This is a genomic window from Novosphingobium sp. UBA1939 (genome assembly GCF_002336885.1).
Taxonomy (GTDB): domain Bacteria; phylum Pseudomonadota; class Alphaproteobacteria; order Sphingomonadales; family Sphingomonadaceae; genus Novosphingobium.
The window spans coordinates 46,829-63,604 of sequence record NZ_DDFB01000005.1 but is presented as its reverse complement, the minus strand read 5'-3'; the positions used below and the strand labels follow the sequence as shown (position 1 = coordinate 63,604).

The window sequence follows — 16,776 nt, the reverse complement described above, 5'->3', positions numbered from 1 at the left end:
CACCGGGTAATGACCGGCTTCGACTATGTTGTATTCCTGATCGTCGCGGTCGGCGCGATCGGTGGATTCTTTCGCGGTTTCGTGGAGGAAATCCTCGCCGTGGCGGCGTGGTGCATCTCGCTGTTCGCGGTGCATTATCTGCACGAACCGCTCACGCAACTGCTGACGCCCTATCTGGAGAACGAGACCGGCGGTGGTGTGCTCGCCTTCGTGCTGCTGCTGATCGTGCCCTACGGGATCACCCGCTTCATCGCGCGCCGCATCGGAAGCGCCAGCCGCAATTCGGTGCTGGGGCCGATCGACCGGCTGCTCGGCTTCGGTTTCGGCGCGGTGAAGGGCTTCATCATCGTCGTTCTAGGCTTTTCGATTCTGGTCTTCGGCTATGACGTGGTGTGGGGAGTCAGCGGCCGGCCGATGTGGATTTCGCAGGCGCGCACCTATCCGTTCCTTAACGCGGCCAGCGAGGAACTGATGACGATGATCGCGGATCGCCGCGCGGCGGCGGAAGCGGACGCCAAGGCTGACGAGGCAGCCAAGGCAAAGAAGGACAAGGCGGCCGCGCACAAGAAAGCGGCCAAGAAGTCGGCTTCACGCCATCGGGCCGACACGTACGCCGATAAGGAAGACTGAACCGTGGCCAGTTCCGCGCGCGCTCTCTACACGCCGGCCATGCTGGCGGCGGCGGCGGGGCTGGCCAACTGGCCGTGGGACGAAGCCTTGCCCTTGCGGGGTGAGGCGCGCTCGCGCAGCTGCGGCAGCACGATCGGGCTGGCGCTGCGGACGGATGCCGATGGCACGATAAACGGGCTGGGCCTGCGACCGCACGCCTGCGCGGTAGGGCAGGCGGCGGCCTCCGTTTTCGCCGAAGCCGCGATCGGCCGCGATGCCGCTGCCATCGCGGCCGCGCGCGATGCGCTGGCCGCATGGCTGGCGGGCGATGGCGCGATGCCGGATTGGCCGGGTATCGACCTTATCGCCGTTGCCCGCGACTTTCCGGCGCGCCATGGCGCGATCATGCTGGCCTGGGAAGCCGCGCTTTCCGCTCTTGAACAGGCGGCTTGAACGGCTCTTTCCCGATCCCGCCGCGTTCGCTAGAGCGGGGCTATAAACGGGGAAGAGGACGGACAATGGCAGCAGCGGGCGCTGAACCAAGCGCGGCGGACATTCGGCTGGTTATCGCCGCGTCGTCGGCCGGCACCGTGTTCGAATGGTACGATTTCTTCATTTACGGCACGCTGGGCGCCATCCTGTCCAAGGCGTTCTTCCCGACCGGCAATGCCACGCTGGAAATGCTGCTGTTCTGGCTGGTCTTCGCGGTCGGCTTCGGGTTCCGGCCGCTGGGGGCGGTGCTGTTCGGCTTTCTGGGCGACCGGCTGGGCCGCAAGTACACGTTCCTCGTTACCGTCACGCTGATGGGCATCGCCACGGCGGGCGTCGGCCTGATCCCTTCCGCCGCGACGATCGGGATGGCTGCGCCCGTGCTGGTGATCCTGCTGCGCATCCTGCAGGGGCTGGCGCTGGGCGGCGAGTATGGCGGAGCGGCCGTCTACGTGGCGGAGCATTCCGAACCCGGCCGCCGCGGCTATTTCACCAGCTATATCCAGGCCAGCGTGGTGGGCGGTTTCGTGCTCAGCCTGATCGTGGTGCTGACCTGCAAGAGCCTGATGAGCGAGGCGGTGTGGAAGGACTGGGGCTGGCGCGTGCCGTTCCTCGTCAGCCTGGCACTGCTGGCGGTATCGCTGTGGATGCGCATGAAACTGTCGGAAAGCCCGGTGTTTCAGGCGATGAAGGAACAAGGCGAGATCGCCGGCAACCCCTTTGTCGAAAGCCTGACCTATCCCGGCAACAGGAAGCGCCTGTTCATCGCGCTGTTCGGCATCGCGGCCGGGCTGACGGTGATCTGGTACACCGCGATGTTCACCGGCCTTTCGTTCCTGAAATCGGCGATGCGCGTGGATGATACCTTGGCCGAAATCGTGGTCGGCGTGGGCGCGGCGGTGGGTATGCTGTTCTACCTGTTGGCGGGCCACATCTCCGACAGGGTCGGCCGCAAGAAGCCGATCGTGATCGGCTATCTCGCCACGCTGCTGCTGCTGTTCCCGGCGTTCTGGCTGATGGGCGCCTCTGCCAACCCCGCGCTGGCTGAACAGGCACGCCGCGCCCCGGTCACGGTCGCTGGCCCGGATTGCAGCTTCAGCGCGTTTTCGACCGAACAGTCGACGCAGTGCGGAAAGCTGCTGGCCGATCTGGCGGGATCGGGCGTGCCCTATAGCCTGAAGACCGCGCCGGCGTTGACGCTGCGGGCGGGTGATCGCGTCCTGCAGCTCGATGCCTATCCCTGGACGGACAAGGCGGCGCGCGCCAAGGCCTTGCAGGCGATGCTGGCCGATGCCGGATATGATTTCACCAAGGTCCGCCCTGGCCCGGTGCAGATTGCGGGAATCATCGCTTCGTTACTGCTGCTGATGGCTCTGTCCGGCTTCACCTACGGCCCTGTCGCCGCGCTGCTGACGGAGATGTTCCCGCCCCGCATCCGCTACAGCTCGATGTCGATCCCCTATCACATCGGCACGGGGTATTTCGGCGGCTTCCTGCCGTTCATATCGAGCCTGATCGTGGCCAAGACAGGCGATCCCTATTCGGGTCTGTGGTACACCTGGGTCGTGGTGGCGGTGGCTTTCCTCGTGGCGATGTGGGGGCTAAAGGGCGGTCCTCCACAAGCCTATGGTGACGATGCCGTCTGATCCCACCCATTTCGCTGTTCCGCCCGCCGCGCTTCGCCTGAGGTTGGACCTGGACGCACTCGCCCGCAACTGGCGGACGCTGGACGGTTGGTCGGGCAAGGCGGTCGCGGGCGCGGCGGTGAAGGCCGATGCCTATGGCATGGGGGCAACCGTAGTGGTGCCGGAACTGGCGCGCTCGGGGTGTCGCAACTGGTTCGTGGCACACTGGAGCGAGGCGGCGGCGCTGTTGCCGCATGTGCCGGCGGAGCAGATCGCCGTGCTGCATGGACCGCTGAACGATGCCGACGTGGCATTCGCCCTCGAAAGCGGCGTGCGGCCGGTGCTCAATTCGCTGGAGCAGGCCCGGCGCTGGTCCGCCGCTGGCGGCGGCGCGTGTCATGTCATGGTCGATACCGGCATCAACCGCCTGGGTCTGGCGATGGGCGATCTGGGCGATCCGGTGCTGCAGGCGCTGACCATCGATTGCTGCATCAGCCACCTGGCTTCGGCGGACGAGGACGTGCCCCAGAACGCGCAGCAATTGAACCGTTTCGGACAAGTGCGGCGGCAGGTATCGGCGCGGCGCTACAGCCTGGCCAACAGCGCGGGAATCATGCTGGGCGATGCCTATCACGCGGACCTGACGCGGCCTGGGTTGGCGCTCTATGGCGGGATCGCGCGCGCGGAAATGGCGGGGGCGATCCGCCAGGTCGCCTATCCCGAAGCGGCAGTGCTGCAGGTCCGCCGGATCGAAGCGGGCGAGGGCGTGGGATACAACGCCACCTTCATCGCGCCGCGCCCGATGCGCGCGGGCGTGATCGCGCTGGGCTATGCCGACGGCTATCTGCGCTGCTGGTCGGGCAAGGGCGGCCTTTCATGGCGGGGAATCCCCATCCCGGTGCTGGGGCGAATCTCGATGGACCTCACCATCGTCGCGCTGGACGATGCGCCCGGTTGCGGCGAGGGCGACTGGCTGACGGTCGATTATGACCCCGTTTCGGCGGCCGCGATCAGCGGATTGTCTCAATATGAACTCTTTACCCTGCTCGGGCGTCGCTTTTTCCGCCAAACCTGAGGCAAGTGGGCTTGTGCCCCCGTGTTGCGCCGCACATACTGCATCTGCTAATGACGCCGATAAACCATGAAGGGCGCACCACGATGGCCAACCAGTCCAAAGACGGCGATACCGTAATCATCAAGAAGTACGCCAACCGGCGGCTCTACAACACGCGGACGTCGAGCTACATCACGCTGGACCATCTCGCCCAGATGGTGAAGGAAAACATCGACTTCCAGGTGATCGACGCCAAGACGGGCGCGGACCTGACGCATTCGATCCTGGCGCAGATCATCATGGAAGAGGAATCTGCGGGCGAACAGATGTTGCCCACCAATTTCCTGCGCCAGTTGATCTCCATGTACGGCAATTCGATGCAGGCGCTGCTGCCTGGCTATCTCGAAGCGTCGATGGACTATTTCCGCGAAAACCAGAACAAGCTGCGCAAGGCGATCGAAGATAGCATCGGCGCCAACCCGCTGGCGCAACTGGCCCAGCGCAACATGGAAATCTTCAAGGCCGCCGCCGCCGCGTTCGTGCCGGGCGCCCCCGCGCGCGAAGCGGAAAAGCCCTCCGCCGGCGAAGGTGACGAACTGGCCGAACTGCGCAAGCAGATGGCCGAAATGCAGAAGAAGCTGGACCAGATCACGAAATAGCGGCGAGCGCGGGGCCGGTGCGGGTGCCGGTGGCGTGATCGCCGGGCCACGAACCGTGCGGAACCGCTGCAAACCGTCTTGCCCCTTTGTCGATTGCCGCTTAACCCGCGCGGCATGAACCAGCCCAAGATCAAGCACGCGCTGAACGTTACGCGCGACGAAGACTTTGCCCAGTGGTACCAGGCGGTGATCGCCGAGGCCGAGCTTGCCGAGGAATCGGGGGTGCGCGGCTGCATGGTGATCAAGCCGTGGGGCTATGGCATCTGGGAACGCATCCAGAAGATCATGGATGAACGGATCAAGGAAGCGGGCGTCGAGAACTGCTACTTCCCGCTGTTCATTCCGCTGTCCTACTTCGCCAAGGAAGCCGACCACGTCGAAGGCTTCGCCAAAGAGATGGCCGTGGTCACGCACCACCGCCTGATCGCGGACGGCAAGGGCGGACTGGTGCCCGACCCCGAAGCGAAGCTGGAAGAGCCGCTGGTGGTGCGCCCCACGTCGGAAACGGTGATCGGCGCGGCGATGGCGCGCTGGGTGCAATCGTGGCGCGACCTGCCTTTGCTGACCAACCAGTGGGCCAATGTCGTGCGCTGGGAAATGCGCACGCGCATGTTCCTGCGCACCAGCGAATTCCTGTGGCAGGAAGGGCATACCGCGCACGCGGACGAGGCCGACGCGATGCAGGAAACGCTGCGCGCGCTCGAAATGTACCGGTCGTTTGCCGAGGACGTGCTGGCGATGCCGGTCATCGCCGGCGCCAAGCCCGAAAACGAACGCTTCCCCGGCGCGGTCGCGACCTATTCGATCGAGGCGATGATGCAGGATGGCAAGGCGCTGCAGGCCGGCACCTCGCATTACCTCGGCACCGGCTTCGCCGAAGCGGCGGGCATCCGCTATCAGGACAAGGAAGGCCAGCAGACGCTGTGCCACACCACCAGCTGGGGCGTTTCCACCCGCATGATCGGCGGCGTGATCATGACCCATGGTGACGATGACGGCTTGCGCGTGCCGCCGCAGGTGGCGCCGCAGCAGATCGTCATCCTGCCGATGCTGCGCGACAACGAAGGCGACGAGGCGCTGCTCGCCTATTGCGAAGGCCTGCGCGCGGCGCTGGCGCGGCAATCGGCGTTCGGCGAGCGCGTGCGCGTGCTGCTCGACAAGCGCCCTGGCAAGGCCACCGCCAAGCGCTGGGCCTGGGTGAAGAAGGGCGTGCCGCTGGTGCTTGAAATCGGCGGCCGCGATGCCGAGAGCGGGCAGGTCAGCGCGCTGCGCCGTGACCGGTTGTGGCGCGAGGATGGCAAGCCCAACTTCGTGGCGCAGGCAAAGGACGATTTCGTCGCGACGGCGGTGGCCGAGTTGGAAGCCATCCAGCAAGGCCTGTACGCCGAAGCGCAGGCGAAGCGCGATGCGCAGGTGGTGCGCGACGTGACCGATCTGGACGGGCTTGCCGCCTATTTCGCCGAAGACCGCAAGTTCCCCGGCTGGGTGGAAATGGGTTGGTCCCGCCCCACCGGCGCGGCGCTCGACAAGGTCGTGGAAACGCTGAAGGGGCTGAAGCTCACCATCCGCAACACGCCGATGGATGCCGCGCCGCCGGAAGGGCCGTGCCCGTTCACCGGCGAACCGGCGGTCGAGCGCATCCTGATCGCACGGGCTTATTGATCGGATAGGGCGGGCAACCTTCGGGTTCTCATCCCTTTTTCCTGCCGGTGCTTGCGAGGGGCAGGGGCTAACGGTTACCCTGCGCGGCATGAAGCGCCTTTCCATTATCGCCCTGCTCGCCCTCACCTGCTCCGCCCCCGCCATCGCGGCGCCCGAAGACGCCATTTCGCAAGCACGCCTTGAAGCGGACGTGGCGAAGCTGGTGGCCTTCGGCACGCGCCATACCCTGTCCACCCAGACCGACCCGAAACGGGGGATCGGCGCGGCGCGGGCCTGGGCGGAAGCGGAATTCCGCAAGACGTCCAAGGCCTGCGGCAATTGCCTGGAGATCGTGCTGCCCGAACGCATGGTGCAGGGTGAGCGCGTGCCGACACCGACGCGCCTGGTCGACGTGGTCGCGATCCAGCGCGGCACCGAGCGTCCGAACGAGGTGGTGATCGTGCAGGGGCACATCGACAGCCGCGCGTCGGACGTGCTCAACGCCACGATCGATGCGCCCGGCGCCAACGACGATGGATCGGGCACCGCGCTGGTGCTGGAAGCCGCGCGCGTGCTGTCACGCCAGAAATTCCCCTCGACGATCGTCTATGCCGCGCTTTCGGGCGAGGAACAGGGGCTGCTGGGCGGCAAGCTGCTGGCCGATTACGCGGCAGAGCATGGCTGGACGATCAAGGCCGTGTTCAACAACGACATCGTCGGCGGATCGCGCGGGTCCGACGGGTGGAAGGACGATACGCACGTCCGCATCCTTTCCGAAGGGCCGCGTGCCGATGGCACCGATGCGCTCCGCGCGGCGCAGCGGCGCTTTGGCGGCGAGAACGACAGCCCATCGCGCAACCTTTCGCGCTGGCTGGCGGGGCTGGCCATTAGCGACGCCACGGGGCTGGAAGTCCGGCAGATCTGGCGCGCCGACCGCATGGGGCGTGGCGGGGACCAGCTGCCGTTTTCGGACAAGGGCTATCCCGCGGTGCGCTTCACCGTGGCGGTCGAGGATTACGAGCACCAGCACCAGGATCTGCGCACCGAGAACGGGGTGAAGTTCGGCGATACCATCGACGAGATGGACTTTCCCTATCTGGCCAAGGTCGTCCGCCTCAACGTGCGCGGGCTGGCGGCGCTGGCCGCCGCGCCGATGCCGCCCGTGGCGACGGTCAAGGCGGCGGTATCGACCTGGACCGACATCGCGTGGAAGCCGGTGGACGGCGCGGCCAGCTACACGATCTGGCGGCGGCGCACGGATGCGCCGGCATGGCAGGAAAAAGTCCGCGAAGGCGTGACCGGCACCAGCGTGCGGTTCGATGGTGTGCGTGGCGATGACTGGTTCTTCGGGGTCAGCGCGAAAGCGGCCGACGGCAGCGAAAGCCCGATTGCCTCCGCGCTGCCCGGGGGTGGGTTCGTTCCGGTCGCATCCGCGCTCCCCTGATGGTAGCGCCAATGCCGATCCATTGGCGCTGGACGCGCTTGCGCCGCCGCGGCAAAAAATGATGCGTCTGGTAGTGAAGGTGGGGTCGAGGGATGCTTGGGGCGGTTCGGCACGGCTTGGTCCATATTTTCGATCCCCGGGGTCGCGATGCGCGCCAGACGTTCTGGTATTACGTGCTATTCGTGGTTTTGCTGCGCGTTGCGGGCGGCATGGCCGTTTCAATTCCGCTCACGGTGGACCTGATGCGCGCAGGGTTTCAGGCCGCCCAACGCAACGATGGCGAGGCCGTGGTCCAGGCGCAGATGATGCATCAGATGACGGGCATGATGCAGACCATGGCCGGCATAGGGATCGTCATTGGCGTGGTTACGATCGTGCTGCTGGCTGCCAGTCTGGCCCGGCGGCTGCACGACAGCGGCCTTTCGGGATGGCTCGTGCTGGTCCCCGGTCTGTCCTACGCTGTGGCGCTGGCGATGCTGCCCGTACAGATGGATCGCGCGATCGAGGTGATGGAGCGAATTCAGGCGCCGGGATCGGCCGCCAACGGTCCCATGACGATGATGCAGGGACAAGGGCCGATAGCTTTGCTGGGCTGGGTGCCGGTACTGTTCGTGGTGATCTTCGGGGTTCTGAAATCGACAGACGGACCCAATCGCTACGGAGACGAGCCCACGCGCTTCTAGGTTGCATTCGGGGTATGTCCGATCGCGATTAGGGGGATTTAGGCCACGTTCGCCTTGAGTTGCGGGCGGCAAAGCGCCACATGGCGTTGATGCCTTCAGCCAAAACGCTTCGACCAGAGCCTGGCCTGCCCACGCGCCAGCAGGTTCTCGATTTCATAGCCCGGTCCGACGAGCCCGCCGGCAAGCGCGAGATTGCGCGCGCGTTCGGGCTGAAGGGGCAGGAGAAGATCGCGCTCAAGGCGTTGCTCAAGGACATGGCCGAGGAAGGCCTGATCGACGGCAACCGCACCGCGTTTCACCGCATGGGCGGCGTGCCGCGCGTGACGGTGCTGCGCGTGGTCGATACCGAGGACGGCGATGCGATCGCCATTCCCGATAGCTGGCATCCCGATGACGGCGCGCCGCCGCCGCGCGTGCGGCTGGTGGAGCAGCGCGGCAAGCAGCGGCAGCAGGCGCTGCGCGTGGGCGACCGGGTGCTGGCGCGGACCGAGGAAGCCGGCAAGGGCTGGATCGCCCATCCGATGAAGAAGCTGCCCGCCCAGACCGACCAGATGCTGGGCGTGGTCGAGATCGATGGCGCGGGCAAGGGATGGCTTGCCCCGGTGGACAAGCGCGTCCGCAATGCGGTGCCGATCAGCGATCTGGGCCAGGCGGAGGCCGGCCACCTGGTGCTGGCGGAACCGGCCGGGCGTTCGCCCCGCTCGGGCCTGAAAGTGACGACGGTGCTGGGCGATCCGCTGGCCCCGCGCGCGTTCAGCCTGATCGCGATCCACAAGCACGGCATTCCGTTCGCGTTCAGCGAAAAGGCTATCGAGGAAGCGAAGCTGGCGGCGGCCTTACCGCTGAGCGAGGAGCATCGCGAGGATCTGCGCCACCTGCCGATCGTCGCCATCGACCCCGTCGATGCACGCGATCATGACGACGCCATCTGGGCGGAGCCGGACGGCGAGGGCGGCTTCCGCGCGCTGGTCGCCATCGCCGACGTCAGCTTCTACGTCCGCCCCGGTGGCGCGGTGGACCGGGACGCGCGCAAGCGGGGCAACTCGGTCTATTTTCCCGACCGCGTCGTGCCGATGCTGCCCGAAGTGCTGAGCGCGGATGTCTGCTCGCTCAAGGCCGGCGCGGACCGCGCGGCGATGGCGTGCCACATGACCATCGATGCGCAGGGGCGCGTGACGTCATGGCGCTTCACCCGCGCGCGGGTGCGGATCGCCGAAGTGATCGCCTACGAGGAAGCGCAGCGCCGGATCGACGCCAGCGAAGCAGCGCCGCACCTGGCGCACCTGTGGGAGGCCTGGCGTCTGCTGGAAAAGGCGCGGAAGGATCGCGATCCGCTGGAACTCGATCTGCCCGAACGGCGCGTGCTGCTCGACGAACAGGGGCGAATCGCCGAAGTGGCTCTGCGCGAACGGCTCGACGCGCATCGCGTGGTCGAGGATTTCATGGTCGCCGCCAATGTCGCCGCGGCCAAGGCGCTGGAGGCGAAAGTCGCGCCGGTGGTGTATCGTATCCACGAACCGCCCACGCGCGAAAAACTGCTCGCGCTGAAGGACTACCTCGCCACGTTTGATCGCAAGCTGGCGCTGGGGCAGGTTATCACGCCATCGCTCTTCAACCGGATGCTGAAGGACGTGACCGACGAGGCGGAAAAGGCGCTGGTCATGGAAGCGGTGCTGCGCAGCCAGACGCAGGCCTACTATGGGCCGCGCAACGCCGGCCACTTCGGCCTGTCGCTGGGCAGCTATGCCCATTTCACCTCGCCCATCCGCCGCTATTCGGACCTGCTGGTCCACCGCGCGCTGGTCGATGCCTATGATCTGGAACAGCCGCGCCCGCAGGACCATGACCTGCCGCCGACGAGTGGCCTTGCCGACCGCGACCGCAACGATCTGGCCCGCGTGAGCGAGGCGATCAGCGCCAGCGAACGGCGGGCGATGGAAGCCGAGCGCGAAACGATCGACCGCTATGTGGCGGCATGGCTGGCCGGCCGCGTGGGCGAAGTGTTCGACACGCGCATCACCGGCGTCCAGAAGTTCGGCCTGTTCGCCACGATCATCGGGCTGGGCGGCGACGGGCTGGTGCCCGTGTCCGTGCTGGGCGCCGAACGCTTCGCCTATGATGAAAAGGCGCAAGTGCTGGAAGGCGAAAGCAGCGGCGAACAGTTTGCGATGGGCATGATCCTCAAGCTGCGGCTGGCCGAGGCCAACCCGCTGACCGGCGCGCTGAAGTTCGAGCCGGTCGACGTGGCCGAAGGCGTCAGCCGCATCGAGCGCCGTGGCGGCAAGCTTCCGGGCAAGCCGAAGCCCAAGGGCAAGTTCATGACTGGAAAGCGCGGGCGGCCTTCGAATATCCGCCATCAGGGCAAGCGCAAGTAGGGCGATCATCGCCGTTCGCGGGCGGTCTGTGGGGCAGGCAACGTGCCTTGAGGCAGGCCGCTAACTGGTGTGTGTGTGCTTCAGGCGGGTATCTGGATGGCTGAATGACTGAAATTGGTGGAAAGCGGACGTTTTACCTTGCACCGGATTTTTGCGCTGGATTACGCTTCAATGGTGACGCCAAAATACCTTCACCTTACCCCCGGAGGCGTCCGACCCGGCGTTATGGCGGGGCCGTTTCGCGCGGTTCTGATCGCAGAACAGGCCGTGTCCGACGATTGGCGGAATGACGTTGCCGCGTGGCTCGTAGACAATGGATGCCTCTACTTCATCGCTTGGGGACTCGATTGCGAGCTTTGGCACGACAGCGTAGATTGGGCAGTCCTTGAGGACTTCGATTTCGGCGATATACCTGATGATCGCTTCGTCATGACAACGTGGCATGACAAGGAGCCTCTATCCGAAGCTCTATGGTTCGCTGGTAATGCTGCCACGCATCCCGACGTTGAGCTTGATGCAACTTTGCTCGTCCATGTCGCACCCCAACCGGCATCCGCTCGCATCATGGACGCATACTCGATCAGCCAAGCGCTTCCCAGCGAGGGCTGACCTGTGTCCTCTATGGGGCGGCAACCTTCGAGACCCCCTTCAAGCCTTTCTCTCCTCTCCGTCATGCCAGCGTAGGCTGGCATCTCTGGCCTCCGGCAATTCGGCATGAGATCCCGGCCTTCGCCGGGATGACGGGATTCCTTCGCCGGGATGACGGGATTGGGGGCGACGGGTTTTGGGGCATGTCCGGACGGCCCCCTCCTAGCTCAGCGCGTCGATCGCCTCGTCGTCCATGCCGCCGGGCACGATCATCAGCGGGCAGGGCAGTTGGCCGGCGTGGGTGCTGAAGTGGGTGATCATCGGGCCAGGCGCGCCGTCGGCCGCGGCGCCGAGCACCAGCGCCGAAACCTCGGGGTGTTCGCGCAGGTAGTCGCGCACGACGTCCGGGCCGTTGCCCTGGCGCACCGAGATGATTGGCGTCAGCCCGGATTCGCTGGCCACGCTGCCGGCCGCGGTAGTGACCAGCACTTCGGCGCGATCCTTGGCCTCTTCTTCGATGGTCGCCTGCACGCCCGCGAAAGCAACGAATTCCTGCTTCGGAACGAGTGCGAGGATGTGAACGGTGCCATCGGTGCGAACGGCGCGTCGGGCGGCGAAACGCAGCGCTTGCCGCGCCTCGTCCGTTTCGTCCATAATGACCAGGTAGACACGCTGCTGAAGCATGGCCTTTTCCTTCCCGGACCTCTCTACCGGCAAATTCGTATGCAGGGCAAGCCTCAAGCCACTTGACCCGCAAGGCAAGGCCGTTGAAATGGCGACAAGAGGTGAGGCAGCCTGAAATAACCTATTTGGTTGCTTTTTGTTCAAATCAATAACCAAGGATGGAAACTGCGCCATGCCCATAGCCATCAAGATGCCCGCGCTTTCGCCGACGATGGAAGAAGGCACGCTTTCCAAGTGGCTGGTGAAGGTGGGCGACACGGTTTCGTCCGGCGACATCATGGCCGAAATCGAGACCGACAAGGCCACGATGGAGTTCGAGGCGGTCGATGAAGGCGTGATCGTTTCCATCGACGTTGCCGAGGGCAGCGAAGGCGTGAAGGTCGGCACGGTGATCGCCACGCTGGCGGGTGAGGACGAAGACGCCAGCGCACCCGCGCCCAAGGCAGCCCAGGCTCCCGCATCCGCGCCAGCGCCTTCGCCGGCTCCCGCTCCCGTGGCTGCCGCCGCGCCCGCGCCCAAGGGAGATCGCGTCGTGGCCAGCCCGCTCGCCAAGCGCATCGCCGCCGACAAGGGCATCGATCTGGCGGGCGTAAAAGGCACCGGCCCCAACGGCCGGATCGTGAAGGCCGATGTTGCGGGCGCGCAGCCTGCGACCGCGCCTGTTGTGGCTTCGGCCCCGGCCGCCACGCCGGCAGCAGCCCCGACGCCCGCGCCGGCTCCCGCCGCCGCCAGCGTTCCGGACTTCGGCATTCCCTACGAAGCGCAGAAGCTCAACAACGTCCGCAAGACGATCGCGCGCCGCCTGACGGAAGCCAAGCAGACCATCCCGCACATCTACCTCACGGTGGACATCCAGCTCGATGCGCTGCTCAAGCTGCGCGGCCAGCTCAACAAGGCGCTGGAAGCGCAGGGCGTGAAGCTTTCGGTCAACGACCTCATCATCAAGGCGCTGGCCAAGGCGCTGCTGCAAGTGCCCAAGTGCAACGTCAGCTTCGCTGGCGACGAACTGCGCAGCTTCAGCCGCGCGGACATCTCGGTGGCCGTGGCCGCGCCTTCGGGCCTGATCACGCCGATCATCGTCGATGCCGGCGCCAAGTCGATCTCGACGATCGCCACCGAGATGAAGGAACTGGCGAACAAGGCACGCGAAGGCAAGCTGCAGCCGCACGAATACCAGGGCGGCACCGCGTCGCTGTCCAACCTCGGCATGTTCGGCATCAAGCAGTTCGATGCGGTGATCAACCCGCCGCAGGGCATGATCATGGCGGTCGGCGCGGGCGAGCAGCGGCCCTATGTGGTCGATGGCGCGCTGTCGATCGCCACCGTGATGAGCGCCACCGGCAGCTTTGACCATCGCGCAATCGATGGCGCGGATGGGGCCGAACTGATGCAGGCGTTCAAGGCGCTGATCGAAAACCCGCTCGGCCTGGTCGCCTGACCCCGCCGTGTCGGACGTCGACAACCCGCCGCTGCCCGGTTCGGAGCCGGCGATCCGCATCACGGCGATGCCGGCGGACGCCAATCCGGCCGGGGACATCTTCGGCGGGTGGCTGATGGCGCAGATGGACATGGCGGCGGGCATCGTCGCCACCCGGCATTCGATGGGGCGCGCGGCGACGATCGCGGTGGAAGGCATGAAGTTCCACCACCCCGTCCACATCGGGGATGAAGTGACGGTCTATGCCGATCTCGCCTCGGTGGGTCGCACGTCGATGGTGATCGACGTGGAAGCCTGGCGCCGCCCGCGCACGGGGAATGAACGGCAGCGCGTGACGCAGGCGCGGTTCATCTTCGTGGCCATCGACGAGAGCCGGCAGCCGCGCGCGGTGCCGCCGATTCCCGTGGGAGAGAACGCGCATGGCTGAGGAACTGGTCATCCGCGTGACCGCGATGCCAACCGACCTCAATCCCTATGGCGGGGTGTTCGGAGGCTGGCTGATGAGCCAGCTGGCGCTGGGCGCCGGCTCGCTCGCCTCGCGACGGGGCAAGGGCAAGGCCGTGGTGGTCGCCGCTACCGACTTTACCTTTCCGGGCGTGATGGTGGTGGGCGACGAACTGACCGTCCATGCCGAAATCGTTGCGCGGGGGCGCACCTCGCTGACGATCGTCGCACGGGGGGAAGGGCGTGAACGCAATGGCGAAGGCGTGACCGAGGTCGCGCGCGGGCAATTCAAATTCGTGTTGCTGGCCGATGATGGCCGGCCGCGCGCCATCGATACAGTGGAGTGAACATGGCTGAACAGTATGACCTGATCGTCCTCGGATCCGGCCCCGGCGGCTATGTCGCGGCGATCCGCGCCGCGCAACTCGGCCTCAAGACCGCGATTGTCGAGCGCGAACTGCTCGGCGGCATATGCCTGAACTGGGGTTGCATCCCCACCAAGGCGCTGCTTCGCTCGGCCGAAGTGTACAACCACATGAAGCACGCCAAGGCCTATGGCCTTGCGGCGGACAACATCCGTGCAGACATCGAAGCCGTGGTCACCCGTTCGCGCGGGGTGGCCAAGCAGCTCAACCAGGGCGTCACGCACCTGATGAAGAAGAACAAGATCACCGTCCACATGGGCACCGGCGTGCTGAAGGCGCCGGGCAAGCTGGAAGTGACGGGTGACAAGGGCGTGGAGACGCTGACCGCGAAGCATATCATCGTCGCCACCGGTGCGCGGGCGCGCGATCTGCCGTTCGCCAAGGCCGATGGCAACCGCGTGTGGACCTATCGCCACGCGATGACGCCGAAGGAACAGCCGAGCAAGCTGCTGGTCATCGGATCGGGCGCGATCGGCATCGAATTCGCCAGCTTCTACAACGACATGGGCACGGAAGTTACGGTCGTCGAGATGATGGACCGGGTCGTGCCGGTGGAAGACGCCGACGTTTCCGCCTTCCTCGAAAAGGCGCTGGTCAAGCAGGGCATGTCGATCCTGACCGGGGCGGGCGTCGAAAGCCTCGACGTGAGCGGCAGTGGCGTGAAGGCGAAGATCAAGGGCAAGGACGGCAAGGTGGTCGAAAGCCAGTTCAGCCACGTCATCGTCGCGGTGGGCATCGTGCCCAATACCGAGAACATCGGCCTCGAAACGCTGGGCGTGAAGGCCGAACGCGGGATCATCCAGATCGATGGCCATGGCCGCACCAACGTGAAGGGCGTGTGGGCGATCGGCGATGTCACCCCCGGCCCGTGGCTGGCGCACAAGGCCAGCCATGAAGGCGTGATCGCGGCGGAAGCCATCGCGCAGGAACTGGGCAACAAGGATGTGCATCCGCACGCCATGGATCGCGGCAACATTCCGGGCTGCACCTATTGCCACCCGCAGATCGCCAGCGTCGGCCTGACCGAGGCGAAGGCGAAGGAAGCGGGCTACACGCTCAAGGTCGGCACGTTCCCGTTCATCGGCAACGGCAAGGCGATCGCGTTGGGCGAGCCGGAAGGCTTCGTGAAGACGGTGTTCGACGCCAAGACCGGCGAACTGCTGGGCGCGCACATGATCGGCGCGGAAGTGACCGAGATGATCCAGGGCTACGTCGTCGGCAAAACGCTGGAAACGACCGAAGCCGAACTGATCAACACCGTGTTCCCGCATCCGACGATCTCGGAATCGATGCACGAAAGCGTGCTCGCCGCCTACGGGCGCGCGCTGCATATCTGATCCTGACCACTCCGGCGTTCCGGCATGACCGCGACCCATGATGCGATCGTGCTGGGCGCCGGCGCGGCGGGGCTGATGTGCGCGGCCACCGCCGGGCAGAACGGCCGCCGCGTGGCCTTGCTCGATCACGCGGACGAGCCTGGCCGGAAGATCCTGATTTCCGGGGGCGGGCGGTGCAACTTCACCAATATCCACACCGCGCATGACCGCTATCTTTCGCAGAATGCCCACTTCGCGCGGTCGGCGCTGAGCCGCTATCCCCCGGCCGACTTCATCGCGCTGGTCGACCGCTATGGCATCGCCTGGCACGAGAAGACGCTGGGGCAACTGTTCTGCGATGGTTCGGCGCGGCAGATCGTGTCCCTGTTGCTCGACGAATGCGCGGCGGGGCAGGTCGAGGTGGTCTGCGCCATGGCGGTGGGCGAGGTCAGCCACGCCGATGGCCTGTTCCGCGTGGAGGCGGGTGGCCGCACCTTTTCCGCGCCGTCGCTGGTGCTGGCCACCGGTGGGCCGTCGATCCCCAGGATGGGCGCGACCGGCTTCGCCTATGATCTCGCGCGGCGCTTCGGGCTGAAAGTGGTGCAACCCCGCCCGGCGCTCGTGCCGCTGACGCTGGGCGGGGACGAGGCCCTGTTCCGCGATCTGTCGGGCGTTTCGGCCGATGTGACCGCGCGCGCCGGCAAAACGGCGTTCCGCGAGGCCGCGCTGTTCACGCACCGGGGCCTGTCCGGCCCCGCCGTTCTCCAGATCTCGTCCTACTGGCGCCATGGCGAAGCGGTGGGTATCGATTTCCTGCCCGACCGTCCGCGCGAATGGCTGCTGGCGACCAAGCGTGAACGGCCCCGCGTGGCGCTGCGCAAGGTGCTGGCCGAAGCGCTGCCCGAGCGGCTCGCCACTGCCCTGTGCGAACGGCTAGGCGGCGGTGGCGAGCTTGGCGGCATGACCGACAAGGCCTTGCGCGCGGCCGAAGCCCGGCTTGCCGACTGGCGCTTCCACCCCAACGGCACCGAAGGCTTCGCCAAGGCCGAAGTCACCGCCGGCGGGATCGATACCGCCGGCCTTTCCTCCCGGACGATGGAGGCGCGCACGGTGCCCGGCCTCTATGCGATCGGGGAGGCGGTTGACGTCACCGGATGGCTGGGCGGATACAATTTCCAGTGGGCCTGGGCCAGCGGCAAGGCCGCCGGTCTCGCCCTGTAAAACGGTAATTTAACCGATCGCCTAAATGCGCTTGCGCTCAGGCGCGTTCTTGATGACAAGCATGTCAATAAGAACGGTATC

General features: G+C 66.1%; 16 protein-coding genes. 15 read left to right on the top strand and 1 reads right to left on the bottom strand.

Going from position 1 to position 16,776, the window contains the following annotated elements:
* The first annotated feature begins 9 nt into the window (after positions 1–9).
* The 10 genes from B3547_RS00630 to B3547_RS00585 all read left to right on the top strand — a co-directional run bounded on the left by B3547_RS00630 (position 10) and on the right by B3547_RS00585 (position 11,188).
* Positions 10–630: a CvpA family protein gene (locus B3547_RS00630; protein WP_292959574.1), complete on the top strand. Its 621-nt coding sequence runs from the start codon at positions 10–12 to the stop codon at positions 628–630.
* 3 nt (positions 631–633) lie between these two features.
* Positions 634–1,062: an iron-sulfur cluster assembly scaffold protein gene (locus tag B3547_RS00625; protein WP_349676462.1), complete on the top strand. Its 429-nt coding sequence runs from the start codon at positions 634–636 to the stop codon at positions 1,060–1,062.
* Positions 1,063–1,127: 65 nt separating this feature from the next.
* Positions 1,128–2,744: an MFS transporter gene (locus B3547_RS00620; RefSeq protein ID WP_292959573.1), complete on the top strand. Its 1,617-nt coding sequence runs from the start codon at positions 1,128–1,130 to the stop codon at positions 2,742–2,744.
* A gap of 43 nt (positions 2,745–2,787) precedes the next feature.
* Positions 2,788–3,798, top strand: a complete 1,011-nt coding sequence (locus B3547_RS00615) for an alanine racemase (RefSeq protein WP_349676461.1) — start codon at positions 2,788–2,790, stop codon at positions 3,796–3,798.
* An 83-nt stretch (positions 3,799–3,881) separates the two neighbouring features.
* Positions 3,882–4,436, top strand: a complete 555-nt coding sequence (gene phaR, locus B3547_RS00610; RefSeq protein WP_292959571.1) for a polyhydroxyalkanoate synthesis repressor PhaR — start codon at positions 3,882–3,884, stop codon at positions 4,434–4,436.
* 114 nt (positions 4,437–4,550) lie between these two features.
* A complete protein-coding gene (proS, locus tag B3547_RS00605) occupies positions 4,551–6,098 on the top strand; it encodes a proline--tRNA ligase (protein WP_292959570.1) in 1,548 nt (515 codons plus the stop codon).
* Between the two features lie 88 nt (positions 6,099–6,186).
* On the top strand, positions 6,187–7,521 hold the full coding sequence (locus B3547_RS00600; protein WP_292959569.1) for a M20/M25/M40 family metallo-hydrolase: 1,335 nt from the start codon (positions 6,187–6,189) through the stop codon (positions 7,519–7,521).
* A 116-nt stretch (positions 7,522–7,637) separates the two neighbouring features.
* Positions 7,638–8,204, top strand: a complete 567-nt coding sequence (locus B3547_RS00595) for a DUF805 domain-containing protein (protein WP_292959568.1) — start codon at positions 7,638–7,640, stop codon at positions 8,202–8,204.
* 89 nt (positions 8,205–8,293) lie between these two features.
* On the top strand, positions 8,294–10,579 hold the full coding sequence (locus tag B3547_RS00590; protein ID WP_292959567.1) for a ribonuclease R family protein: 2,286 nt from the start codon (positions 8,294–8,296) through the stop codon (positions 10,577–10,579).
* A 117-nt stretch (positions 10,580–10,696) separates the two neighbouring features.
* Positions 10,697–11,188 carry a DUF7684 family protein gene (locus B3547_RS00585; RefSeq protein ID WP_292959566.1) on the top strand — a complete coding sequence of 164 codons (492 nt, stop codon included), beginning with the start codon at positions 10,697–10,699 and terminating at the stop codon, positions 11,186–11,188.
* 201 nt (positions 11,189–11,389) lie between these two features.
* Here the strand turns inward: B3547_RS00585 and B3547_RS00580 are convergent, their stop codons facing one another.
* Positions 11,390–11,851, bottom strand: a complete 462-nt coding sequence (locus B3547_RS00580) for a universal stress protein (protein ID WP_124807354.1) — start codon at positions 11,849–11,851, stop codon at positions 11,390–11,392.
* 172 nt (positions 11,852–12,023) lie between these two features.
* Between B3547_RS00580 and B3547_RS00575 the strand changes: the two genes are divergently transcribed.
* From B3547_RS00575 to B3547_RS00555, 5 genes are all read left to right on the top strand, one after another.
* Positions 12,024–13,289 carry a pyruvate dehydrogenase complex dihydrolipoamide acetyltransferase gene (locus B3547_RS00575; RefSeq protein ID WP_292959565.1) on the top strand — a complete coding sequence of 422 codons (1,266 nt, stop codon included), beginning with the start codon at positions 12,024–12,026 and terminating at the stop codon, positions 13,287–13,289.
* A gap of 67 nt (positions 13,290–13,356) precedes the next feature.
* A complete protein-coding gene (locus tag B3547_RS00570; RefSeq protein ID WP_124807651.1) occupies positions 13,357–13,716 on the top strand; it encodes an acyl-CoA thioesterase in 360 nt (119 codons plus the stop codon).
* Complete coding sequence (locus B3547_RS00565) at positions 13,709–14,080, top strand: acyl-CoA thioesterase (RefSeq protein WP_292959564.1); 372 nt, start codon at positions 13,709–13,711, stop codon at positions 14,078–14,080. The genes B3547_RS00570 and B3547_RS00565 overlap by 8 nt, the downstream gene beginning before the upstream one ends.
* A 2-nt stretch (positions 14,081–14,082) precedes the next feature.
* Positions 14,083–15,495 (top strand): dihydrolipoyl dehydrogenase, encoded by a 1,413-nt coding sequence (lpdA, locus tag B3547_RS00560; protein WP_292959563.1) that lies wholly within the window; start codon positions 14,083–14,085, stop codon positions 15,493–15,495.
* A 24-nt stretch (positions 15,496–15,519) separates the two neighbouring features.
* Positions 15,520–16,695, top strand: a complete 1,176-nt coding sequence (locus B3547_RS00555) for an NAD(P)/FAD-dependent oxidoreductase (protein ID WP_292959562.1) — start codon at positions 15,520–15,522, stop codon at positions 16,693–16,695.
* Positions 16,696–16,776: the final 81 nt, after the last annotated feature.

Excerpts from the sequence above, each read along its gene's own strand:
- B3547_RS00630 (WP_292959574.1), top strand. The coding sequence starts at position 10 with ATGACCGGCTTCGACTATGTTGTATTCCTGATCGTCGCGGTCGGCGCG.
- B3547_RS00620 (WP_292959573.1), top strand. The coding sequence starts at position 1,128 with ATGGCAGCAGCGGGCGCTGAACCAAGCGCGGCGGACATTCGGCTGGTT.
- phaR (WP_292959571.1), top strand. The coding sequence starts at position 3,882 with ATGGCCAACCAGTCCAAAGACGGCGATACCGTAATCATCAAGAAGTAC.
- proS (WP_292959570.1), top strand. The coding sequence starts at position 4,551 with ATGAACCAGCCCAAGATCAAGCACGCGCTGAACGTTACGCGCGACGAA.
- B3547_RS00600 (WP_292959569.1), top strand. The coding sequence starts at position 6,187 with ATGAAGCGCCTTTCCATTATCGCCCTGCTCGCCCTCACCTGCTCCGCC.
- B3547_RS00590 (WP_292959567.1), top strand. The coding sequence starts at position 8,294 with ATGCCTTCAGCCAAAACGCTTCGACCAGAGCCTGGCCTGCCCACGCGC.
- B3547_RS00580 (WP_124807354.1), bottom strand. The coding sequence starts at position 11,851 with ATGCTTCAGCAGCGTGTCTACCTGGTCATTATGGACGAAACGGACGAG.
- B3547_RS00575 (WP_292959565.1), top strand. The coding sequence starts at position 12,024 with ATGCCCATAGCCATCAAGATGCCCGCGCTTTCGCCGACGATGGAAGAA.
- B3547_RS00570 (WP_124807651.1), top strand. The coding sequence starts at position 13,357 with ATGCCGGCGGACGCCAATCCGGCCGGGGACATCTTCGGCGGGTGGCTG.
- B3547_RS00565 (WP_292959564.1), top strand. The coding sequence starts at position 13,709 with ATGGCTGAGGAACTGGTCATCCGCGTGACCGCGATGCCAACCGACCTC.
- lpdA (WP_292959563.1), top strand. The coding sequence starts at position 14,083 with ATGGCTGAACAGTATGACCTGATCGTCCTCGGATCCGGCCCCGGCGGC.
- B3547_RS00555 (WP_292959562.1), top strand. The coding sequence starts at position 15,520 with ATGACCGCGACCCATGATGCGATCGTGCTGGGCGCCGGCGCGGCGGGG.